This is a genomic window from Sandaracinaceae bacterium (assembly GCA_020633055.1).
Classification (GTDB): Bacteria; Myxococcota_A; Polyangia; order Polyangiales; family Houyiibacteriaceae; genus JADJJE01.
The window spans coordinates 247,998-269,986 of sequence record JACKEJ010000007.1 but is presented as its reverse complement, the minus strand read 5'-3'; the positions used below and the strand labels follow the sequence as shown (position 1 = coordinate 269,986).

The 21,989-nt window shown below is 69.2% G+C and carries 17 protein-coding genes; 4 read left to right on the top strand and 13 right to left on the bottom strand.

Annotated elements, in window-relative coordinates; all coding sequences use genetic code 11:
• Positions 1 to 4: 4 nt before the first annotated feature.
• The 4 genes from H6726_14625 to H6726_14610 all read left to right on the top strand — a co-directional run bounded on the left by H6726_14625 (position 5) and on the right by H6726_14610 (position 6,247).
• Positions 5 to 823 carry a HEAT repeat domain-containing protein gene (locus tag H6726_14625; GenBank protein ID MCB9658883.1) on the top strand — a complete coding sequence of 273 codons (819 nt, stop codon included), beginning with the start codon at positions 5 to 7 and terminating at the stop codon, positions 821 to 823.
• A gap of 15 nt (positions 824 to 838) precedes the next feature.
• Positions 839 to 3,046: a PQQ-binding-like beta-propeller repeat protein gene (locus H6726_14620; protein ID MCB9658882.1), complete on the top strand. Its 2,208-nt coding sequence runs from the start codon at positions 839 to 841 to the stop codon at positions 3,044 to 3,046.
• A 53-nt stretch (positions 3,047 to 3,099) separates the two neighbouring features.
• Positions 3,100 to 4,209 carry a (Fe-S)-binding protein gene (locus tag H6726_14615; GenBank protein MCB9658881.1) on the top strand — a complete coding sequence of 370 codons (1,110 nt, stop codon included), beginning with the start codon at positions 3,100 to 3,102 and terminating at the stop codon, positions 4,207 to 4,209.
• A 97-nt stretch (positions 4,210 to 4,306) separates the two neighbouring features.
• A complete protein-coding gene (locus H6726_14610; protein MCB9658880.1) occupies positions 4,307 to 6,247 on the top strand; it encodes an ABC transporter substrate-binding protein in 1,941 nt (646 codons plus the stop codon).
• Between the two features lie 47 nt (positions 6,248 to 6,294).
• On the opposite strand, the gene H6726_14605 is transcribed toward H6726_14610, so the two are convergent.
• The 13 genes from H6726_14605 to H6726_14545 all read right to left on the bottom strand — a co-directional run bounded on the left by H6726_14605 (position 6,295) and on the right by H6726_14545 (position 16,563).
• A complete protein-coding gene (locus tag H6726_14605) occupies positions 6,295 to 7,503 on the bottom strand; it encodes a serine/threonine protein kinase (protein MCB9658879.1) in 1,209 nt (402 codons plus the stop codon).
• 52 nt (positions 7,504 to 7,555) lie between these two features.
• Positions 7,556 to 8,227, bottom strand: coding sequence for a hypothetical protein (locus tag H6726_14600; GenBank protein ID MCB9658878.1), 672 nt, complete (start codon positions 8,225 to 8,227; stop codon positions 7,556 to 7,558).
• Positions 8,224 to 9,171: a hypothetical protein gene (locus H6726_14595; protein ID MCB9658877.1), complete on the bottom strand. Its 948-nt coding sequence runs from the start codon at positions 9,169 to 9,171 to the stop codon at positions 8,224 to 8,226. Before H6726_14595 ends, H6726_14600 begins: the two co-directional genes overlap by 4 nt.
• A gap of 2 nt (positions 9,172 to 9,173) precedes the next feature.
• On the bottom strand, positions 9,174 to 9,356 hold the full coding sequence (locus H6726_14590) for a hypothetical protein (GenBank protein ID MCB9658876.1): 183 nt from the start codon (positions 9,354 to 9,356) through the stop codon (positions 9,174 to 9,176).
• Between the two features lie 93 nt (positions 9,357 to 9,449).
• Positions 9,450 to 9,902, bottom strand: a complete 453-nt coding sequence (gene rpiB, locus H6726_14585; protein ID MCB9658875.1) for a ribose 5-phosphate isomerase B — start codon at positions 9,900 to 9,902, stop codon at positions 9,450 to 9,452.
• A complete protein-coding gene (gene fabF / locus H6726_14580; protein ID MCB9658874.1) occupies positions 9,899 to 11,143 on the bottom strand; it encodes a beta-ketoacyl-ACP synthase II in 1,245 nt (414 codons plus the stop codon). Before fabF ends, rpiB begins: the two co-directional genes overlap by 4 nt.
• Before the next feature lie 50 nt (positions 11,144 to 11,193).
• Positions 11,194 to 11,430 (bottom strand): acyl carrier protein, encoded by a 237-nt coding sequence (locus H6726_14575; GenBank protein MCB9658873.1) that lies wholly within the window; start codon positions 11,428 to 11,430, stop codon positions 11,194 to 11,196.
• A gap of 84 nt (positions 11,431 to 11,514) precedes the next feature.
• Positions 11,515 to 12,261, bottom strand: coding sequence for a 3-oxoacyl-[acyl-carrier-protein] reductase (fabG, locus tag H6726_14570; protein MCB9658872.1), 747 nt, complete (start codon positions 12,259 to 12,261; stop codon positions 11,515 to 11,517).
• A 21-nt stretch (positions 12,262 to 12,282) separates the two neighbouring features.
• Complete coding sequence (gene rpmF / locus H6726_14565) at positions 12,283 to 12,474, bottom strand: 50S ribosomal protein L32 (protein MCB9658871.1); 192 nt, start codon at positions 12,472 to 12,474, stop codon at positions 12,283 to 12,285.
• 3 nt (positions 12,475 to 12,477) lie between these two features.
• Positions 12,478 to 13,038, bottom strand: a complete 561-nt coding sequence (locus tag H6726_14560; GenBank protein MCB9658870.1) for a DUF177 domain-containing protein — start codon at positions 13,036 to 13,038, stop codon at positions 12,478 to 12,480.
• 122 nt (positions 13,039 to 13,160) lie between these two features.
• On the bottom strand, positions 13,161 to 13,403 hold the full coding sequence (locus H6726_14555; GenBank protein MCB9658869.1) for an acyl carrier protein: 243 nt from the start codon (positions 13,401 to 13,403) through the stop codon (positions 13,161 to 13,163).
• The gene (locus H6726_14550; protein ID MCB9658868.1) at positions 13,400 to 15,364 is read right to left on the bottom strand and encodes an HAD-IIIC family phosphatase; all 1,965 of its coding nucleotides are present in this window, start codon (positions 15,362 to 15,364) and stop codon (positions 13,400 to 13,402) included. The genes H6726_14555 and H6726_14550 overlap by 4 nt, the downstream gene beginning before the upstream one ends.
• Complete coding sequence (locus H6726_14545) at positions 15,361 to 16,563, bottom strand: SDR family oxidoreductase (protein ID MCB9658867.1); 1,203 nt, start codon at positions 16,561 to 16,563, stop codon at positions 15,361 to 15,363. Before H6726_14545 ends, H6726_14550 begins: the two co-directional genes overlap by 4 nt.
• Positions 16,564 to 21,989: the final 5,426 nt, after the last annotated feature.

The window sequence follows — 21,989 nt, the reverse complement described above, 5'->3', positions numbered from 1 at the left end:
CCCCGTGATGCTCTTGGTCGCGCTTGCGCCCCTGCTGTTGTCGGCGACGCCTCTCGACGCGCAGCGGGCTCGTCCCCGCCGCGGACGGCCCGCAGCCACGGCCGCCCCGAGCATCACGGACGAAACGCGGGGCAAGCTCGCCTCCAGCGACCCGGCGCAGCTGGAAGAGGCGTTGATGGAGCTGGTCGTGGTCGGCACCCCCGAGGTGTCCGACCTGATCGCGGAGCGCTTGCGTCGCGGTCTGCCGAGGGCGTCCGTGGTCCACGTCGTGGAGACCCTCGGAGTGCTGGGCCACCGCAACGCGGGGCCAGCGCTGATCGAGGTGGCGCTGGTGCATCGTCATGCGGACGTACGCGCCGCTGCCGTGCGGGCCGTGCAGTCCTGCCGTCCACCCGACGCCGCGGTGGCCGTGCGCGCCCGCCTCTCGGATCCCGCAGCTTCCGTCCGCGCCGCCGCCGCGGTGGCGCTGGGGGGCCTCGGAGACCACGACGCGGTCGAGGCGCTGTTCCAGGTCCTCGATCGCAACCTTTATGAAGCCGCACCGTCATTGGCGAGCCTGGTCCGCGAGTCCGAGATCGGGCAGCTGACGGCCTACGTGGGGCGCCTGCCGTTCGACGTCATGAGTCCAGCGCTCACCGAGCTGTTGGCCCGCGACGACATCTCCGAGCGGCGCAAGCTGGACCTCATCGCGCAGCTCCAGGAGCTGGGCACGAGCGAAGTGAAGGTCTTCTTGGAAGACCTCGCGGACTCCATCCCCGCGCAAGGGCGTGACGCCCGGGTGCGCCAGGCGGCCATGGACGCGGCCATGCGTATCGTCGACTGAGGACCGAAGAGCACCATGCGGCACAACTCCTTCTCCAGCTCCCTCGGACCCGCCCCATGTGGAGGCGCCACGTCGCGCTTCGCTGCGGCCTGCACATTGCTGGCCCTCACGGGGACCATCACCGCGGGCTGTGGCCAGTCCATCCACTACGACACGTTCGGCATCGCCTCGCCAGACAACCAGCCGGCCCGCATCGAGGCGGTCCTCGCGCGTCTGTCGGCTGCCCCAGTGCCCCAGGACCACGGCGTCGCCTACGGCGTGGGCGGTGAACCTTCCGAGCTGTTCGTGGTGGACCTCGAGTCGGGTCGCGAGCTGTGGCGCACGCCCGCCTCGCCGCGCTCGTGGCCACACATGGCTGGCGACGTCATCGTGTCGCAGGAGAACGGCCGCATCGTGGCACGCGACGTGCGGACGGGAGCCCAGCGCTTCGGCTTCGACGACCACGGGCTGTGGCTGGTAGGCGCGGCGGGCGCTGGGCACCTCGGCGCGTTCACGTTGTCCAGCAATCCGGGTGCGACGGCCCAGGCCGAGCTCGTGATCGTGCATGGCACCGAGGTCACCCACCGCATCAGCGCCCGCCACGCCATGGGTTACCCGGAGGTGGCGGCGGGCATGGTCATGGTGCCTTGGGGCAGCCAGTACGTCTCGTTCCTAGACGGTCAGACCAGCGAGGAGCTCGCGCGGGTGCGCGTGCGGGGGTCCATGGTCGGCCACGCGTTCGCGCAGGGCGGGCATGTCTACCTCGGCCAGCTCGGGCTCTTCCGCTTGACCCCCTCCATCACCTCAGGGACGGCGGAGGGAGCCGCCCACTACGCTCCCCCCGAAGTGGACCTGCCGGGCCGCCCCAGCTTCATGGTGGACCCCTACCGAGAGCCCCCGGCGCCGGACTCCGCCGTCCACCGCGTCCGCGTCGCCTTCCGACCGTCGGGTCAGGGCGAGGACGTCAGGCTCACGAACGATACGCTCTACGCGCTGTTCCACCGCGTCGTGTTCGCGCTCGACGCGGCGAACGGTCAGGTGCGCTGGGCGTACCGCTCCGACCGCGACCTGAGCGGCGCGGAGCCCCTCGAGGGAGCGCTGCTACTCGCGGATGACGCGGGAGCGGTCACGGTGCTCGACGCGCGCAATGGCAGCGTCACCCGCACCATCGAGGGCACGCACGCCGCGAGCTTGGTGCGCTTCCATGCGCAGCGCATCCAGCACACGCCCGTCACGGGCGAGCCGGACACCGCGACGCAGCTGGCGTCCATCGCGGACCAACCCGACACGCGGCTGTCCCCTGCCAGCGTGTTCGCGTTGCGCGCGCTTCGTATCCTCCCGGGGGACGGTCCGACGGCGACGCTCGTCACCCTGTGCGAGAGCGACACGGCTTCGCGCACGATCCGTGACACGGCCTGTGACGCCCTCGCGGAGCGGACGGATGGTCGCGCCGCCGTGCTCGCGGCCCTGTCGCGTCACGCCGACTTCGTGACTGGCGCCCGCGTTCCGGCGCTGGCCCCCCTCGCGGATGCGGCAGCGCGCATGGAGGCGACGGAAGCTGCCCCCCTGTTGGTGGACCACCTGTGGGACCCGGCCACGCCAGACGAGGCGCTCCCCAACATCGTCTCGGCGCTGGGAGCGTTGGGCGACGAGGCGGCGGCGGCGCCTCTCCTGCGCTTCGTGCGGGTGTACCACGCGGATGCGAGCGCGAACGGGCTGCGGGTCGCCCTCGAGCAGGCGATCGACGCGCTGTGCGAGCTCGCGCCAGACGCCGCGTACCCCGTGCTCGGCGAGCTGATGAACGACCCCGCGACTCAGTCTGGCCTGCGCATGCGGGCCGAGCACCGCTTCGCCCAGCACCAGCGGGAGCTGGACGCCGCGCGCGCGGAGCGGGAGGCGCTCGCGGCCGAAGCCGCCGAAGAGCAAGCTCGCGCCATGGCACAGGAGCGCGCGCAGCAGGGTGGCGGGTCCGAGCCGGTGTCTGCTCCGTTGACGCACCTGACGCGCGAGGTCGCCGAGAGCGCCCTGGCGCCCGTGATGCCTGCCATTCGCGAGTGCATGGACGATGCGCAGCAGACGTCCGTGCGGCTGACCCTGGTGGTGAACCCGACCGGTGAGTGGTCCGCGGTGGGCACCTCGCCCGCTTCGTTGCAGACCTGTGTGGCCCCGCTGGTGCGCTCTCAGGCCATGCCGGCGGTCACCTCCTCGCTCCGCCAGCGGCTGACGTTCGTCGTGTCCCGCTGAGGGCCGGCACCGCGGTAGCGCGCGCCGCGGAACGACTGCTACTGTCCCGCGTCATGACTCACTCCCTGCCCTTGGTCGCCGCGCACGAGCGGGAGCACACCTACTGCAGCTTCTGCCCCAAGCTGTGCCGAGTGGCGTGCCCCGTGAGCACCGCGCAGGCCAGCGAGACCACCACGCCATGGGGCAAGATGACGAACCTCCATCATCTGGCGAAGGGACAGCTCCCGCTGGACGAGGAGCACGCAGCCTCGCTGTACGCGTGTACGGGCTGTCAACGCTGCAAGTCCTACTGTGACCACGACACCGAGGTGAGCGCGGCGCTCAACGCCGGGCGAGCCGAGGCCGTGCGCGCCCGTGTGGCGCCGCCCTCGGCCTACGCCGTGATCGAGGCACACCAGGGCCGCCAAGAGCGCGCGGCGCGCGCCGCCGAGGGGTTGTTTGGCGACAAGCTGGCGCGCAGCGCGGCACCCGTGGTGTTCTTCCCGGGATGCACGGCGTGCACCGTGCGGCCTGCTGACGCGCTCGCGGGGGAGGAGGCGGTGCGGCGTCTGAGCGGACGCGAGACACGGGTATCGGCCTCCGGCTGCTGCGGCCTCCCCCTGCTGGACGCGGGAGACCGAGACGGGTTCCTGTCCGCCGCGACGCGCACGCTTTCGCACTTCGAGGGCGCGGAGGAGGTCGTCTTCGAGGACCCAGGTTGTCTGCACGCGCTGTCTGTCTCGGCCAGGCGGATGGGGCTCGAGACCTCGGTCCGCATGTCGCACCTGAGTCAGTTCGCGGACCGCCACCTCGCGCGTCTCGAGCCCATCGAAGGGCTCCCCGAGGGCCCCGTGCGCTACCACGACCCGTGCAAGCTCGGGCGCGGACTCGGTGTGTACGAGGAGCCTCGCCGTGTGCTCCGCAAGGCGCTCGGCCGCCAGGTGAGTGAGTTCCATCACCACGGAGAGCGGGCCGAGTGCAGCGGCGCGGGGGGACAGCTGCCGCGGACGAACGAGCCCACGGCGGACGCCATCGCACGCGAGCGCCTCCGCACGCACGAGCGCGAGGGTGGAGGGCTGCTGGTGAGCGCCTGCGCGGGGTCCCTGCGCCGCTTCGAGAAGCAGACGGAGGCCCCGGAGATCGCGTCCTTTGCCAGCCTCCTGGTGCGTGCAATCCGGGATTGAACGTGGGCACGGACGGCACCAGCCCACGCAGGCGGGAAAGTTGCCCGCGGAGTGGCCCAGTGGCACGCATGCGTGCATGCATGCTCTGGTGCTGCCCATGACCGCGTTCTCGCCCGCTCCCCGCTCCGCCGACGTCGTCATCGAGGCGCCGCTGCCCTTGCTGCGCACCCCGTGGGTGGTTGCCCTGGTGGCCGTGGCGCTGCTCGGCTGCCCACGCCACAGCGGCCCAGACAGCACCTTGCCGCTGGTGACGACGGACAACCGCGCGGCAGAAGACGAGGTTCGCGCCGCGCGCGAGGCCGCTGACGACGGACGCGGCGCCGAGGCGGTCGAGCGCTACGAGTCTTACCTCGCCCGCTACCCGGACGATGCCCTGCGTCCGGTGGCGCTGCTCGGACTCGGGCGTCTGCGCTTGGCGGAGGGCCAGCCGACGGTCGCGTTGCCCCTCTTCGAAGAGGTGGCCCGCCACTCGGACGCTGCCGTCGCGGAGCGTGGCCGCTTCTATGTCGGCGTGACTCGCCACTTCCTGGGCGAACACGAGGCCGCCATCGCGCTGCTCGACCCACTGCGCGGACGCACGGTCGACCCCGAAGAGACCGTCCTGCTGCTCCGCACGCTGGCGGCGTCGGCGCTCGCGACCCACGATCTGGAGCGCGCGGTCGTGACGCTCGACGCGCTCCTGGCGGAGCCCCTGTCAGACGAAGACCGGGGAGAGGCGGCGGCCCGCCTGACGGAGGCGCTCGCGGGGTCGCTCGGCGCCGAAGCCGCCCAACGCCTGTACCAGACCCTTCCCCATGACGGGGTCGCCTGGCCGATCCTCGCCCGCACCCAGATGCGCGCGGCGTTCGCCGCGGGCGACCTGCCGCAGGTCCGCAGCTATGCGCGCGCGCTCACGGACGCGGGCGAGACGCTCGAGCCCGATCTGGCCTCCATGGCCATGCGCGCGGAGCGCACCGGCACCGCCGATCCGCGGGTCATCGGCGCCCTGCTGCCTCTGAGCGGACGGGGGCAGGAGGCGGGTCAGGCCGCGCTCCGCGGCATGGCCCTCGCGGCGGGCGCTCCGCCCACGGGCCCGTTGAATGCGAGCGACTTCCAGATCATTCACAGGGACATCGGCGACGACCCCGCGGCCGCCGTGGCCGCTGTGGACGAGCTCGTCACGCTGCACCGCGTCGTGGCGATCGTCGGTCCGATCGGTGCCGAGGCCGCCGCCCTCGCGGCCGAGCGGGCGCAGGCCCTCGGCGTGCCGCTGATCACGCTCAGCCCGGTCGGCGAGCTCGAGGCACGCGGCCGCAACGTCTTCCGTATCCTCCCGTCGCCAGCCGAGGAGGTGCGCGCGCTGCTTCGGGCGACCCTGGGGGGTGCGACGCGCCGAGTCGCCGTGTTGCACGCCGCCCACGGCTACGGTCGGGCCATCCGCGACGCAGCGAGCGCGGCCGTGAGCGGGCTTGGCGGTGAGCTCGCGGGCGCGGTCGAGTACGCGCCCGGGACCACCGCGTTCGGCGACGCCATGCGCGCGCTCGCCGCCCTGCACCCGGACGTCGTCGTGGTGGGCGATGGAGCCAGCGCCGTGACCCTGATCGCGCCGTCGCTCGCTGCGGTGGGCCTCGTGAGCGTGGGTCCAGGCCAAGCGCCCCCGACCAACCGCCGCGCCGTGCGCTTGCTGCTGCCCAGCTTGGCGTTCGACCAGGGGCTTGCCCGCAGCAGCGGTCGCTACCTCCAAGGGGCCCTCGCCGCCCGCCCGTTCGACGCGAGCGGGCCCCTTTCGCCAGCCGCACAGCAGTTCCACGACGCGTTCACGACACGCTACGGACAGGCGCCCAGCATGCTCGCGGCCTACGCGTTCGACGCCATCTCCCTCGTCCAGTCCCGCGTCGAGGCCGGCACCGTCACGCGTGAGGCGCTCGCCGACGCGCTTGCTGGTCATCGCGACCTCTCGACCGCTGGGGCCTCCCAGGGCTTCAACGCAGCGCGCGGTCCCAACAACGCGACGAACCTCTTGCGCTTTGACGGGAGCGCGTGGGTGGCCGCGCGCTGAATGGTGCGAAGCGGGACGCTGGTCGACGGCGTCTCGCTCGGGCTCGCTCAGCTCAGGAACGCCCAGAGACCGCCAGCGAGGCCGAGCAGCACGAACACCGCGGCCCCGACCGCGACCCACTTCAGCATCGGTGAGCTGGGGAGCGCGTCCGTAGCGCTGGGACGGTCGGGCGGTAGCGAGCTCATCGCGGAGGGGATGGCGTCCATCCCGGGCATGGCCCCGAACGCAGGCGCAGCCGGTGGAGTCGCGGACGACACCGCGGCCTCGATCTCCGCGACGCTCTTGCCTGCCCACTCCTCGGCGGACCCTGACAGGCCGAACGCGCGCAGCGCCGCCTCCGCCAGCGCGGACACCGACGCGAAGCGCTGCCCCTTCTCTTTCGCCACGCCTTGTTCGATGACTGCGTCGAGCGCCTGCGGGATGTCTGGATTGAGCGAGCTGGCCGGCGTCGGGTCGCCCTTGATGATGTTCATCAAGATGGCCGCGACGTTGTCCCCGCTGAACGCCACGGTCCCGGTCACCATCTCGTGCAGGATGGCCGTGACCGCGAAGACATCCGTCCGCTGGTCGACGTCGAGCTTTCCCATCGCTTGCTCGGGTGACATGTAGTACGGCGACCCGAGCGTGGTCCCGAACGCCGTCAGCTTGGGCCCGGTCTCCATCTGGAGCTTCACCGACCCGAAGTCCAAGACACGGACGTCGTCGCCCTGCTCGCGCTGACACAGGAAGAGGTTGTCGGGCTTTAGGTCGCGGTGGATGACGCCGAACGAGTGCGCGTAGTCGAGCGCGAGCGCAGCCTGGCAGAGCGTCTGGACGACGCGCGGGATCGGCTGCGGGCCGCTGCGCCGGATGGCCGCGCTGAGCTCCTCCCCGTAGAGGTACTCCATCGTCATGAAGTACGAGCCCTCGGGGGTGCTGCCGAACTCGTGCACGGCGACGATGTGCGGATGCTTGAACTCGTTCGCGGTCTCGAATTCGCGCTTGAAGCGCTCGACTGCGACGTTGTCGGCGGCGATCTCGGGGTGCAGGACCTTGATGGCCATGCGCTGCCGTGTCTGAGGGTGCCGGCCCTCGTAGACGCGACCCATTCCGCCGTCGGCGACGCGCGCCACGACGATGTAGTCGCCCAGCTGCGTCCCGACACGTGGGTCCACGTCATCGGCGGGCTGGACCTGGAGGGTGATGGTCCCGTCGTGGCCGCAGAAGAACGTGTCGTCTTCGAAGACCGTCGCACAGCTTGGGCACTTTCGACTCACCGGCGCGATCTTATCCGAGCGCGCTCGACCACGCAAAGAACCACGGACTGCCTCACCACGCGAACCAGCTCTCCGTGGCGACGTCGAACGCCAGCGTCAGCTCCCGGTAGTGCTCCGTGTGGACGCGAAAGCAGACCAGCTTGCCCCCAGGGAGCAACTCACCCTCCTCCCAGCGCCCGAGCACGTCGAGGATGGCGATGCGCTCCTCACCGCGGCGCACCAGCTCTGGCGCGAACACCCACGGGCCGGAGTCGCGGACGTCGACCTCGATGGGCGCGAGCCGCACGTCCCAGATCGGCGCCCCCTCCCCGAGCTCCTTCCGGAGTTGTTCGACCACCTGTTCCGTGCGCTCGAGCAGCGCGCCGTCCAGGCAACCTGCGGTGGCGACCACGACCAGCGCGAAGCCGTCGGCGATGCGTCGCAGCATCAGGTCGCGCTCGCTGCCATATACGATGAAGTCGAGCGTGTCCCCCGCCATCAGGCTGACCACGCGGGGCTGAATCTCGCTCAGAACCAGGATGAGGTGCGCGCCCGTCACCTTCGCGTCGTAGGGGTCGATGCCCACGCAGTAGTCCACGCACTCGCCTTCGTGGTCGACGAACACGGCCGCGATGACCCCCGGATCGGCGCGATAGAGGCCCCGCAGCAAGGGCGTGAAGGCGCTCTCTACTTGGTCACGCTCCGTCTCCAGGTCGAGGTGCCAGGGGCTCGCCTCGTGGTTCACGACCCGGACCCCTCCTCAGGGGTCATGAGAGGAAGCAGGACCTCGAGGTGTCGTGAGGAGACGGCCACTGGGAAGCGCTCGCTCAGCCGGCGGTAGAGCGACGCCAGCGCGTTCCGGCGCGTCTCGTCGACCAGCGCGTGCCGCGCGAGCTCGAGCGCGCGAGGGGAGCCCGCCGTGATCGGCGGGTGGATCGCGGTCACGGCGAGCGCGTGCCACCCGACCTCGGTGCGGACGGGCGCCGAGGCGGGCCCGGCCACGTCGTGTTCGAAGACGAGCTCCCGCAAGGGACCTGGGATGGGGGTCGCGCGGGTGGCTGGCGGCAGGTACTGCGAGAGGATGCGCAGGCCGCGGTGCTCTGGAGGCTGCGCGGACCACACCTCGGTCATCCCGTTGGCGGCCATCTGCGCGAGGACCGCCGCCGCGTAGTCCCGCGCCTCATCCTCCTGCTGCGCGCTTGCTCCGGGCGGCACCTGGACCAACACCTGCAGGCAGTCGCGCGTCTCGTCTCGGACGATGCTCTCCGCATGCGCGCTCAGGTACTCGGCGACCTCCTCGTCGCTCGGCGCGTCGAGGGGGTGCTCACGCTCGAGATCGAGCAACACCCTCTGGGCGAGGAGCTGCTCTGTCGTCCGTGACTCGATCACGACGGACGGCCCCGCCCAGCCGGCGCGCTCGGCGGCCTGTCGCAACAACGCGTCGTCTTCCAGCGCCCGCAAGGCGTCCCGTGGGCTCACCCCGTGGAGCGCGACATAGCTCCGCACGGCCTGCGCTGTGATGAGCGCGTCGCCCACGCGGGCCACGGCCTCACCACGCGCCAGCACCGCGGCGTCTGCGCGGTCCTCCGTCGGCGGCGGTCCACAAGACGCGGCGCATGCGAGCAGCCCGCAGCAGAGCCTTGCGAACACGGACGCCACGGGCCGTCGTGAGGAGGCGAGCCGTCCCATGCCTACTCCCCCACCGTGGGACGAAGCAGCTCGACTCCCGCTCCGAGCAACGCGAGGCCCAACATGATGACCGCCAGCGCCGCCAGGTAGTCGTGATCCCGGAGGCGCATCAGCCCCTCGAAGCAGACAGCGAGCGATGCCACCACCAGCACACCACCTGCGACATCACGTACGACCCAGCGCATCGGCTGCGGAGCCTATCACGAAGCACCGCGCCCCTGCATGAGGAGCATCCTTTCAGCGACGCCATCCCCTACGGCGACGTGCGGCCGAGCCGTTCACCCCTCGGCCGCCCCAGGCTCCATCTTGTCGATGCGACGCTGATGTCGCCCGCCTTCAAAGGGAGTCTCGAGGAACGCCTCCAAGATCAGCAGCGCCAGCCCGACTCCCACCACGCGCTCGCCGAGGCAGAGGATGTTCGCGTCGTTGTGTGCGCGCGTCGCTCTCGCGCTGAACACATCCCCGCACAGCGCCGCCCGGACGCCAGGGTGACGATTGGCTGCGATGGACATGCCGATGCCCGTTCCGCACACCAGCACACCGAGGCCCTCGCCCTTGGCCACGCGCCCCGCCACCCGATGGGCCCAGTCGGGATAGTCGGTGGAGGTGCCGTCGTGCGTGCCGACGTCCTCGACGACGTAGCCCAGCTCCTCGGCACGCGCCTTGAGCGCGACCTTGAGCGTCAGGCCGGCGTGGTCACTCCCGAACACGAGGGTTGGCTTCTGGCTCATGCGTACCTCCGGAAAACGAGCGACGCGTTCGTGCCGCCGAAGCCGAACGAATTGGAGAGCACGGCGTCCACGGGGCACTGCCGGGCGACCTTCGGCACCAGGTCCAGCCCCTCCGTGCCCTCCTCGGGGTCGTCCAGGTTGAGGGTCGGGGGGACGGCGTTGTCGCGGATCGCGAGCGCGGAGAACACGGCCTCGAGACCGCCAGCGGCGCCCAGGAGGTGCCCGGTCATGCTCTTGGTGCTGGAGATGAGCAGCCCACCAGTCGCGTGCGCTCCGAACACCTTGCGGACACCACCCAGCTCCAGCATGTCCCCGGTCGGGGTGCTCGTGCCGTGCGCGTTCACGTAGCTGATCTGATCGGGTGCGAGCCCGGCGTCCTGCAGGGCCATCCGCATCGAGCGCTGACCACCCTCGCCCTCGGGCGCGGGCTGCGTCAGGTGGTACGCGTCCGCCGTCGCGCCATAGCCAACGATCTCGCAGAGAATGTTGGCCCCGCGCCGCTTGGCGAACTCGAGCTCCTCGAGCACCATCACGCCGGCCCCTTCGCCGATGACGAAGCCGTCGCGGCCTTTGTCGAATGGGCGGCTGGCGGCCTCGGGGTCCTCGTTGCGCTTGCTGAGCGCGCGCATGGCGGCGAAGCCGCCCACGCCCATCGGAGTGACCGCAGCCTCCGTCCCCCCGGCGACCGCCGCGTCGATACCGCCGCGCGCGATCCACTTGAAGGCCTCACCGATGGCGTGCGCTCCAGACGAACAGGCGCTGGTGTTGGTGTAGCTCGGGCCGCGGAAGCCGTAGGCCATGCTGACTTGGCCAGGGGCAAGGTTGGAGATCGTGGCCGGGATGAAGTACGGCGTGATGCGCCGTGGCCCCTTCTCGAACAGGGTGCGGCAGGTCTCCTCGAAATACTCGATGCCGCAGAACCCCACCCCGATGAACGTGCCGATGCGGTCGCGCACCTCCTCAGGGAATCCGTCGATCCCTGCTTGCGCCACCGCCTCGGCAGAGGCACCGAGCGCGATGTGGATGAAGCGGGCGCTCTCGCGCAGACGCTTCTTCTCCACCACGGTCAGCGGGTCGAAGTCACGGCACTCTCCCGCGATCTGAGACCCGAAGTCGGTGGGATCGAAGCTCGCGATGCGCGCGATGCCGCTCTTGCCTGCAAGGACAGCCTGCCAGCTCGACACGGCGCTCACGCCGCACGGGCTCACAGCGCCGACGCCGGTTACCACGACCCTTCGCATCTGTCGCTCCTCGTCTATTCGGGGATGAGCACCGCTCGCGCGGTCGCGCTTCAGCGACCCGCGTGCTCTTTGATGTACGCGATGGCGTCCGCCACGGTGCGGATCTGCTCGGTGTGCTCGTCCGGGATCTCGATCTCGAACTGCTCCTCGAACGCCAGGGCGAGCTCCACGATGGCGAGCGAGTCGGCCCCGAGGTCGTCGATGAAGTTGGCGCTCTCTTCGATGGACGCCTGGTCCACGTCGAGCTGCTGCGAAATAATCTCTTTGACCTTCTCGGCGATATCCATGCGTATCTCCTGCGTTTGAATCTCTATTTCAAGCTATCGTGAACGGGAAGCGGACGCTGCGCAAACGCAAACGACCTCGTGTCTTCAAACGTACATTCCGCCATTCACACGTAACACTTGACCGGTGATGTACGCGGCCTCGTCGCTCGCCAGGAAGAGCACCGCCGCGGCGACCTCCTCTGGCTTTCCGATGCGCCCGAGCGGGGTCTGCGTGAGGATTCCCTCGCGCGCTGCGTCGGGGAGCGAAGACGTCATGTCGGTCTCGATGAACCCCGGCGCCACCGCGTTGACCGTGATGTTGCGCTTGGCATATTCGCGCGCGAGCGTCTTGGTAAGACCAATGATGCCCGCCTTGGAAGCCGAATAGACCGCCTGCCCCGGATTACCCGACTCCGCCACCACACTGGACAGGTTGATGATGCGGCCGGCCTTGGCGCGCATCATGGTGCGCAGCGCGGCCTTGGAGCAGTAGAGCGTGCCGTTGAGGTTGATGGCCCAGGTGGCCGCCAGGTCCTCGGGCTTGACCCGCGCGAGCAGCTGGTCGATGGCCACGCCCGCGTTGTTCACCAGGATGTCCAGACGCCCCTTGCGCGCGACCACGTCCTTCAGCGCGTTCTCACACGCGTCCGGATCGGCCACGTCGAACCCCAGCGCCTCGCCATCACCCCCGGCGGCGCGCATCAACGCGAGCGTCTCCTCCGCGGCTGCGTCGCCGCTGCGGTAGTTGACGACCACGTAGGCGCCGGCCTGCGCGAGAGCCACGCAGACCGAGCGCCCAATCCCCCGGGACCCACCTGTGACGATGGCGACCTTATCGGTCAGCTCGAACATCGGTGACGGTCACCCGGCAGCTCAGCCGAGCTCTTCCTTGCCCTGGAAGAACTGACGGCCCTTGTAGTGCCCGCAGGACGGGCAGATACGGTGCGGGACCATCATGTCCCCACAGGTGGGGCAAGGCGTCAGGTTGGGGGCGGCCACCTTGTCATGGTGGGCACGGCGCTGCTTGCGCTTCATGCGGCTGGTGCGTCGCTTCGGAACGGCCACGGGTTACTCCTGTTTTTCTGATGCAGACGCGTCTCCTAGCGCCTGCCTGAGCTTCTGAAGGGTTTCCAGCTGACTGTCGGAGACCCCGAAGTCGGCTGGGGGGCGCACATGCGCCGGAATCTCGATGCCCTGGCAGGACTCGCTGCACAAGGGGTTCATGGGCACCTCGAGGATGAGGCTCTCGCGCACGATGTCGTCCAGGACCACGTCCAGGCCATCGTAGAACTCGCGGTCCAGATCCTCGGGCGTCAGCTCCAGCTCCTCGGGCAGCTCCTTCGCGGACGAGCGCGGGCTGACGCTGAACGAGAGCTTGGCGTCTGCGTCCACCCGCATGTCCTCGAGGCAGCGCACGCAGGTGGCGATCAAGCTGCCGTGGACACGGCCCGAGACGGCCACGTCGTCGCCGATTTTGTGAACCGTCACGCGGACTTCACCCGTCTCACCGGGCACGCCGCGGAAACCTGCGTCCTCCATGACCGCGTCCATCCACGACGACTCGACCGCGAAGGTGTACGCCTTCCCGCTCTCGCTGAGCTCGTCGGTGGGGATGATGAAGCTGGGCATGGTGGTGGGCCGGCTGGCGCACGGAAGCGGGCTACCTTAGCGGTGGCCCTTGGTAAGTCAAGGTGGGCCGGGGGCGGGTGCGACCGCGTGGCGCCGCACGGTGGGGTGACGCTGCGAGAGCCCTACCCGTGGCCCTTCTCTTCGAGGAGCATGACGATCAGCTCGGCCGTGAGCAGCTCGGCCATCTCTTCGGGCGTGAACTGGGCGTCGAACTCCTCTTCGAGGGCCAGCACCAGGTTCAGATGCTGGAGCGAGTCCCACTTCTCGATGGTGTCCTGGGAGGAGCCAGGGACGACGGACTCGACGGGGACGCCGAAGAGATCGGAGATGATGCGTTGCACACGAGCGAAGATGGCGGCGTTCACGGGGTGTCCTCGGCGACGTGACACTGGACCCAGGGCGGCGCCTCGGGCCCGGGCTGGGTCAGGTCGAGGTCGTAGCACAGGGCGCCCTGGTCGGCCCCGTCCGCCTCGACCGGCGTGAACCCATGGCGGGCGTACACGTCGCGGGCGGGAGCGTTCTTGGCGGTGGGCAGCACCGTGCCGCGGAGAACCTCGCAGCCGGAAGCCCGGGCCCGGTCGGCGACGAACGCGAGGAAGGCGGTCTCGAGCGTGCGGCCGATGACGCGGCAGCTCATGAGGAAGGAGTCCAGCTCCCAGCCCTTCGTGACGGGCCGCGTGATGGCCACCCCCACGAGGCCCTGGTCCCCGAAGCGGTCGGTCACGCTCATGGTGTAGACGCCTCCATCCCCCGCCAGGCGCGTGATGTCCGCCTCGGTGTAGCGCCGCGTGGTCAGGTTGAACTGGTTGGTCTTCTGCGTGAGCTGGGCCACGCGCGGGAGGGTCAGGCGGGACACGCCCGCGAAGTGCGCGTGCATGGCGAGCGAGCGGTAGTAGGACGGCAGGTCCGCGGCGCCCTCGGCCAGCGCGCTCGCCTCGCGGCGTTGGGCGTAGAAGCGCGCGCGCTGCCGGTCCTCCTCGGTGAGGGTGAGGCGCTCGAAGAGCGGCACGTCGCGTAGGCGCGCCGCGTAGCCCGCGGGGTCGGTGAGCTCGGGCACGTGCACCTCGGGCAGCTCGTGGCGCACGCGGGCGCGCTCGGCGGGGTTGTCGTCCAGAAAGACCAGGGAGTCCACGCCCACGTTCAGCTCGGCCGCGATCTCCCGGCAGCTCTGGGCCTTGTCCTGCCAGCCGATGCGCATGGCTGCGAAGTGTTCCTCGCGCAGCAGCATCCCAGGCAGCGTGCGCATGGCGTTCAGCGCGTCGTCGCGGTCGTTCTTGCTGCTGATGGCGAGCAGCACGCCGCGGTCCCGCAGCTCGAGCGCGGCCCGCTGCAGCTCACGGTAGGGGGCGCCGCGGGGGTCGTCGCCCACCTGCAGCCCTTCGACGCCAACTTCGCCGAGGATGCCGCCCCAGAGGGTGTCGTCCAGATCAAGGATGAGCACCTTCTTGGTGTGCCCCGCGACGGCCAGCGCGAAGCGCGCGTAGGCCTTGGCCAACGGCAGGAGCGCTTGCCGGGACAAGGGCATGCGGGCCGCGGCCCAGCGCTGCTGGTCGCGCCAGGTGGCCGCGCCGTGCTGGGCCACGAGCGCGTCGTAGTCGAGGGTGTAGGCCCCGGGGACTTCGCGGCACAGCTGTCGGAGGCGCTGGTTGAGGTGCTGCAAGGCCTCGCGCTGACTGCAGGCGGCTTGGGCATCCCACAGGCCGTGAGCGGGCGAGGATGGCGCCTCGAGGTTCTGCACCACGAGCGGCGCTACGCTGTGGGTGCGGAGGGCGCGGACACAGGTGCCGAAGGTGGCGAGCGCTTCGTCCGCTGCCGCCGCGATGGTGTCTTCCGTCTGGCTCGCGAACTCACGCGTGAGGGCGGGCACGAGGTCGTCGGCGAGCACGGTCAGGAAGACCACGTCGGGCGCGAACGCGTACAGGCTGCTCGCGGGGTCCAGCAGCTCCTGGACGTAGGCGTTGAAGTCGCCCACCCAGGTCTCGAGCGCGAGGCCGTGGCACGCCGCATAGGCCTCGAGGAGCGGCACGACGGGCTCCACGGTGAACGAGCGCAAGAAGGCGGCACGCAGCGGGCGGGACGTACGACTCGCGTTCGCAGCACCGACACGCTCCTCCGAGTCTTCCGGGCGTGGGTCCTCCCCGTCCTCGGCCTCCAGGCGCGCGGGGGACCCGACGGGCGCGAGGAACTCCCGCTGCCGCAGGATCACCGCGGCCGTGGCGGCGCTGGGTTTCGCAGCGAGGAGCTCGGCGAAGGCGACGCGGGCCTCCCCCAAGCGCCCTTCCCGCACCGCCTCCTCCGCCTGCGCGCGGAGGTCCGTATCGCTCATGAGGCGAGGCCCCCGCTCACGGGGATGTTGGCCCCGTGCACGAAGCCGGCGTCCTCCGAGCACAGCATGGCCACGACGTGCGCGACGTCTGCCGGCTGCCCCAAGCGGCGCAGCGGCACCTGCATGGCCAGCAGCTTGCGCGCGCGCGGCGACACGTCACGCACCATGTCGGTCTCGGTCATGCCCGGCGAGACCATGTTCACGCGCACGCCCTTGGGGCCCAGCTCCACGGCGAGCGAGCGGGTCAGGCCCAGCAGCGCGCTCTTGGCGACTGTGTAGGCCAGCCAATCGGTGGGAGGGTTCTCGGTGGTCACGATGGAGCCCACGTTGACGATGCAGCCCGCGCCGCGCTCCAGCATCGCGCCGAGCACCGCCTGCGTGCACACGAACGCGCCCTTCAGCTGCGTGTTCAGGTGCGCCTCGAGGTCTTCGTAGGCGAGCGCTTCCACGGGCTTCGCGTGCACGTCGCCCGCCGCGTTGTTCACCAGCACCAGGATGGGCCGCCCGAACGCGCTCTCAGCCGCCCGACACATGCGCCCCACGGCGGCAGGGTCTCCGACGTCCGCCTGACATGCGATGGCCGCCCCACCCTGCGCGCGGATGTCGGCGGCCAGCAGCTCGGCCCGCTCGAGGTTGCGGCGGCAGTTGACGACCACCGGGTGCCCGCGGCGCGCCAGCTCACGCGCGATGGCGGCCCCGATGCCGCGCGATGATCCAGTCACCAGCGCCACGGGAGGAGCCTCGTCCTCCCGCGGCCCGGGCTGGTCTGGCTCGCTGGGCTCCAGCACCATCACCTTGCCCTCGCCGCTGAGTACCGCCTCGCCGCGCTGGTTCTCGGCGCGCAGGTCCACCACCAGCGTGCGGCTGCCCTCCGACTTCTGCTTCACGCGCAGCACGAAGGTCACTTCGTCGCCCACGAACACGGGGCCCAAGAAGTTGAAGTGCTGCTCGGTCCACAGCGCACCGGGCCCCGGCAGCCGCATCCCGATCATGGCCGAGACCTGCGCCGCGGAGAGCATCCCGTGCACCACCCGCCCAGGGAAGCGCGCGCGCGTGGCGAACGTGTCGTCGAGGTGCAGCGGGTTGTGGTCGCCGGAGAGCGCCGCGAAGGCCTCGATGTCGGCCTCCACGAACGCCTTCCGCAGCGCGACCTCGTCGCCCACCTGGATCTGCTCGAAGCTCGCGAATGACACGCTCATGCGGGTCTGAGCCTAGTGCAGGGATCCGATGGTGGGAAGCTGAGACGTCGGCGGGCTGATGGCGCTCAGCGGCAAGTAAAGCGCCATCTGTCTGGCCGCGCCGCGTGAGGCGTCGCATGGCGAACCTCGCCAAGCACGCGGTGAAGCGCGTGCGCCCATCCGTGCGCACGCGTCAGATGGGTGCTCACCTTCCCCCAAGTACTGCGCTGACACATGGCCTTCACAACGGAGCCGGGTCGAGCACCATCAATTCATGGCTCATGGGCACAAGTACGGCCGAACGCTCGCGCAGCGACCACGCCAATTTGGCGCTTGTTGACCGTTGGGTTCTCCGAGTCGAGGTGCGTCACGTATACGCGCGAAGTCGCAGCCGGCAAATCGGGCACAGTGTGCGTGTTTGCGTGCGACGTGAGCAGCACGCTCTCGCGCGATAGCGTCGAGATCGCAGGCGCACTGGATTCAGGCGAGCAGGTGACGAGCCTCCTCTCCCTTCCCTACCCCCTTAGCCTCTTCGTCTGAGCCGACATCACTTGCAGCCAGGCCTGCCGGCACCAGGCCGTGCCTTGCTGCCACACCCCGGCACTCGCGGGACCGAAACTCCACGGTTCGCCGTCCTCTCCCCAGCACGCAGGCATGACAGCCCAACCTGTCAAAGTCTGATGCCTGCGTGGTCACACGCATCGCCGCTTCCCCGCTGCAGCATTCAGTCCGGCGCTGCGGGCGGCAGCGCCGCATGCATCATGAACTCAAAACGCGGGCGCCTCGAGCAACCTTCAGTCGAACAGTAGACGACTAGGAGTCACTGAGCCCGTCGTCGCAGGTGAGCGTGAGGGTGCGGACTGCGGCACCTGGGGAGCTCGGGGCTGCCGGCTGCAGGCGCTGCGCCCTCGAGCACAATGACGTCGGCGATTGGCCGTCATTGGTCAGCTCGCAGTGCGTCGCCGTGCACCGACCACGCTGGTCTCCGTGGCGCCCACAAAGCCGAGTGATCCGAACGCGGCTGGGGTCGTAGTGTCGTCCGCGTCGACATCGCCGCCGAGGCGTATCGCCAGGCGTCGCGTCCACATCGAGCGGCGCCCGTGATCAGAGTCGACGCGGACGACCACGCGGGGGGCCAGGCTTCGTGAAGCCACTGTGGCGACATCGTTCGCCGCGGCGTCGGAACCAGCATTCACGCACGGCGATGACCCCGGCCGAGGAAAGTCTGCGGTCACGGCGTACTCGAAGGGGTCCGCGACCAGCAAGACCACGGAGTCCACGGCGGACCGGGCTCACCTCCTCGACGCAGCTATTCGTCCAGCGTGAGGTTGCCGGGGCGGAGACGTCGGACACGCCGCCCACGGCACGTTGCCGAACATAGCGACGTTGCGGAGCGCAACGCTCGCGCTCGCGTCGTTCAGCACCGCGCCACCAGCCCACTTCGCTCGATGCATTGTCCGCGAACGTGATGACGTTCGTGAGCCGGCCAGTCGAGCCGTGTTGACGAAACCCCCCACCCCGGTTCAGGCCCGAGTTGCCACGGAAGAGCGCGTTGGTGGCCCGTGGGGCCGCTACCGTGGTTGCGCATGCCGGCGCCAGGGCCGTTCGATGGCGCCGTTGTAGAAGAGCGTTCGTCAGCGTGGTCGACGCGCGGGCCCATGTTCATGCCGCCCCCCGCTGCCCAGGGTTGAGTTACCGTCAGCCGGACGTCGTCGAGCTTCCATGCACCACCGACAGCTTCGATGCCGGCTGCTTGCGCGGCGCGGTTCTGCGCCCTCGGGAGTTGGTGATGGTCGCGCTCGCTGCCGGAGGCGCTGGCGAAGGCGCCTCCACCTCCGTCGCCACGTTTCGTAGGAAGACGGCACCGTCAGCTCCCACGTCGCGGCGGTGCCAGAGCAGAACCGCCCCGCCGCCGCCTCGTTGCGTTGCCCTCGAAGGTCACGTTCTCGTCAGGAGGAACGTACCGAACTGACCAACGTACCGCCGCCGCAGCCCGAGGCAGCCTCGTTACCGCGGAACGTGACATCTATCAGCTCGAACCGGGCGCTGTTAACCATCCACACAGCCGCGCCATTCCCGCCCGTGGAGTTGTCTTCGAACACGGTGTTCACCGGCAAACAGCTCCGGGAACTGGCCCCGAGACCAGCGTCTCTGCCGCCGCGCCTGATGAAGCAAATCCATGCGCGTCGTCGCCGCATAGACGACACCGATCGACGCGTTGTCGCCGCGGTCGACGGTGAAGTCGCCGGGGTGTCATCACCCGCAGTCGCCGCTCAGCACGGTCGCGGTCCAGCGGCGTGCTGGGGCGGCTGCCGACATGGTCTCGTCCCCGGCAGACCCGCCGTGAAGCCGCGACGACGTTGCGCAGCCCGAAACCACGTTCATTTGCGCGCTCGCGCTCAGGGCCTCAAACCCCTCGGCCACCCACGGCTCCAGCCGCGCTGGCAACGAGCCCCGCCTGCACCGTGAAGAGAGCGTTGGCCTTCTGCCGCCGTCCTGCGTACCTGCGGTCGCCGACTGGTCGACATACACGATCTCGTCGTCTCCAGCCCTCAAGGTGACGTCGGCGATCGCAGGCGGCGGGCTCGCGTAGCCATTCCGTCCGTGGTACCGCCGGCGTCGATCAGGGCCACCACGACTACCTCGAGTGACTCGGCGGCGACTGCGTCGTCACGCCGGTCGCAGTGACCTCGTGACGACGTTCCAGTTGGATGCGTCGAACGTCAGCACGAGCGAGGGCCGGGGAGTCGGGTTCGTGCGTCGCTGAGCAGCGCGCGACCGCCACCGCTCGCGAGCGTCACGGCGACCGCTCCGTCAGCGCCGACGAGAGCACCACGAACGCGCCGCTGCCTCCGTTCTCCGGAACGCCAGCGCGATTGGGCCGACGGCGACGCCCACGAGTCGTCATCGATCACCGTCGGCATGTGACGGGAGCTGGTCAGCGTGGCATACCACCCAGTCGTGTCGGTCAGTAGCCCCGATCGCCGTGCTCGACGACCGACTGCGTGACCGTTCGCGATCTGGTCGTCGACCGCCGTCACCGTCGTGATGGTCTGGGGCTCGTTCAGTCGTCGACGCCGAACGTGACCGTGGACGCGCTCAGCGTGCCCCGCCCGCGCTGATAATTCGCGCGGCGCAGGATAAGCTCGTCAGCACGACCGCCACGTGGCGTCGGGCGCCCATGAACCATTGAAGCGAGCCCGACCACCTTCCTCCAGCATCGTCACCGAGCCCGTCAGCCCGACCGAGGGTTCCGGCGTACCTGCATCGCCGCTGGGGTGGGGTTGCTCCCATCGCTGCCCGCAGCCGAGCGCGCGCTGGTGCCGAGGTCGCAACGACGCGAGCGTCATGATGAGCCGGCGGCACGCCAGCGCTGCCAGGGAGAATCGGTCACGTTCATCGCAGGTGTTCCTTCGTGTTCCCCAGCGCCCAGAGCGCGCGGGTTCAACCCGACGGTCGTTGGTCTCGTTCGGGCCGCCCTCACCGCCGCTGGTTGCGGCAGCGGTAGAACACGGCAGACATCAAGCGCTAGACCCCGACCGACGCAGCCCGCCAAACATTTGTTCTGGCGTTCGTCCAGGGCAGGCCGCCAGGTGGAACCAGGTCGCCCATCCGACGAGCGCGAGCCTCGCGGCGTACGGCGTGAGAGCTGCTCTTCCCAGAGTCCGCGCCGTGCTCTGGTGCTGGCAAGCAGATTGAGGGCTTGCTCCGTTGCCTGGGACAGCGCGATCTGGCCGTTGCGGCGTGCACCTCGGAAGCGCCGCGTGACTTGTCGTCAGCAGGATGGTTTCCCACAGCCCTCACTCTGGGGAGGTCCGGCGGCGCTCGTTGCATTGATGATGCTCGCGTCCTGCGAACGCAGCATCGGCGAACCGCCCTCACCCGCGAGACCGAGGAGGCCCAACAGGCAGGCCTCGCACGCGAAACGCTTCCAGCACCGGCGACGAAGCGCGACGCGTGGACCTCGATCCCGCAGGCGCGTCCGTCCACCACAGTGCTCCCGTTCCACGCGAGGTGGAGCGGCTCGAATACTTTATCCCAGACGTGTTCGACGAGCGCACGGGCAGACTCTCGTCGGGCAGTTCATCGACGGCTGGACCTCTGTCAGCTCCAGGCGCGACGAGGACCTGTTCACGTTCATTGCCGTGACGGGACGGTAGGGAGGAAGGGCTCTCCGCTGGGCATCTGCTTGAGACGCAGACCCATCCCCCATTTTGGGCACTGAGGGCGCAAGGAGAATATTCCACATGACCCGGCATCCCGCGCGCAACACGCTACTGGTCCAGCCAACATCCTCAAACGCACTACCGCCTAAAGTATGGCAAAACGGTACGCAGTGACATGGAGCCAGTCAATTCACCGTAATTGTCCCCGTTCCAGGCATCTGGACAACGTTCTCTCAGGCCCGTACTCCCGCGCTCGACTGTGCTGAAGTCCGTGACAGTGTCGCTCTCTCGCACTCCGCTCGGTCGCTCGAGAGGGACTTCGTGGTGTCTGTGGATGCGAAGCCATGGTTCTCAGGTCGTGGGACGACGCCCATTTGCGGCGTCGTATCGCGGGAAAAACGCACGCAGTCACTTGCTCGAGCAGTCCCTCCTTGAAGCAAGTTGATGGAAGGTGGACCCGGGATCGACTCCGGTCGGGGAACAACGCAGATGTGACGGTTGAGCGACATAGATCTCATGAGAATCGCAGAATCAGGTTTGAATGTTTGGCGGTTCGTTCTCTTTCAGATCTGCTCTTGGCAGCGTGTATCGCGCGACCTGGAGCTTTGACACCTTGCAGGTGGGCGCGGAAAACACGCAGACGTTTAATGCTGACTACCTGCGATTCTGCCTAGAACCTGAGTGTCGCAAGCTCGCTAGTGGTATGGTTGGCCGCCCATATCAGACTTGTCGTTCGGAAGGTCACAAATGGCTTCGTGGCATCGAAGGGTTCAGATGTGCCTTCGGCAGGGACCTCTAGGTCGTGCAGTCGCGCGGCATTTTCATACACTGCGTCTGCCAAAGCATCAGGTCGCCGGTAGCTTTCTCGGCCGCTCGTCGGACTGGAGGCACTATGCAGGCGAGAAGAAGGAATGGTCTTCAGCAGCGGATGGCAGACAAGTCAGGCTATTTCTCGGTCCTCGTCGTGAATTCAAGGGAAAAATTTCGTGAGGATGGCGAAGCAGTCTCAATTGTTCACGGCACAATGGATATACCCTTCGCCTATTCTCCGTGGGAGGCCTCTCCTGACTACGAAGTTCGACGCGGGTTCTACGCCGCTGGCCAGTCTAGGCATCGCCGTTCATCGCCTCACAAAGCTTGCGCTGAAGATCGGCAGGGATCTTGGAATTTCACTGCCAGCGCGCGACCGAGGTCGAGCGTTGAGCTGCTTTCAAGTTCGTGTCGTCCCATGGTAACGCGGGAGGCGTGCCTGCTTCCGCCGTCGCGATTCAGGCCGACCTG

Bases quoted from the DNA above. Each gene is read 5' to 3' on its own strand.
- H6726_14620 (MCB9658882.1), top strand. From the start codon at position 839: ATGCGGCACAACTCCTTCTCCAGCTCCCTCGGACCCGCCCCATGTGGA.
- H6726_14615 (MCB9658881.1), top strand. From the start codon at position 3,100: ATGACTCACTCCCTGCCCTTGGTCGCCGCGCACGAGCGGGAGCACACC.
- H6726_14610 (MCB9658880.1), top strand. From the start codon at position 4,307: ATGACCGCGTTCTCGCCCGCTCCCCGCTCCGCCGACGTCGTCATCGAG.
- H6726_14595 (MCB9658877.1), bottom strand. From the start codon at position 9,171: ATGGGACGGCTCGCCTCCTCACGACGGCCCGTGGCGTCCGTGTTCGCA.
- H6726_14590 (MCB9658876.1), bottom strand. From the start codon at position 9,356: ATGCGCTGGGTCGTACGTGATGTCGCAGGTGGTGTGCTGGTGGTGGCA.
- rpiB (MCB9658875.1), bottom strand. From the start codon at position 9,902: ATGAGCCAGAAGCCAACCCTCGTGTTCGGGAGTGACCACGCCGGCCTG.
- fabF (MCB9658874.1), bottom strand. From the start codon at position 11,143: ATGCGAAGGGTCGTGGTAACCGGCGTCGGCGCTGTGAGCCCGTGCGGC.
- H6726_14575 (MCB9658873.1), bottom strand. From the start codon at position 11,430: ATGGATATCGCCGAGAAGGTCAAAGAGATTATTTCGCAGCAGCTCGAC.
- fabG (MCB9658872.1), bottom strand. From the start codon at position 12,261: ATGTTCGAGCTGACCGATAAGGTCGCCATCGTCACAGGTGGGTCCCGG.
- H6726_14560 (MCB9658870.1), bottom strand. From the start codon at position 13,038: ATGCCCAGCTTCATCATCCCCACCGACGAGCTCAGCGAGAGCGGGAAG.
- H6726_14550 (MCB9658868.1), bottom strand. From the start codon at position 15,364: ATGAGCGATACGGACCTCCGCGCGCAGGCGGAGGAGGCGGTGCGGGAA.
- H6726_14545 (MCB9658867.1), bottom strand. From the start codon at position 16,563: ATGAGCGTGTCATTCGCGAGCTTCGAGCAGATCCAGGTGGGCGACGAG.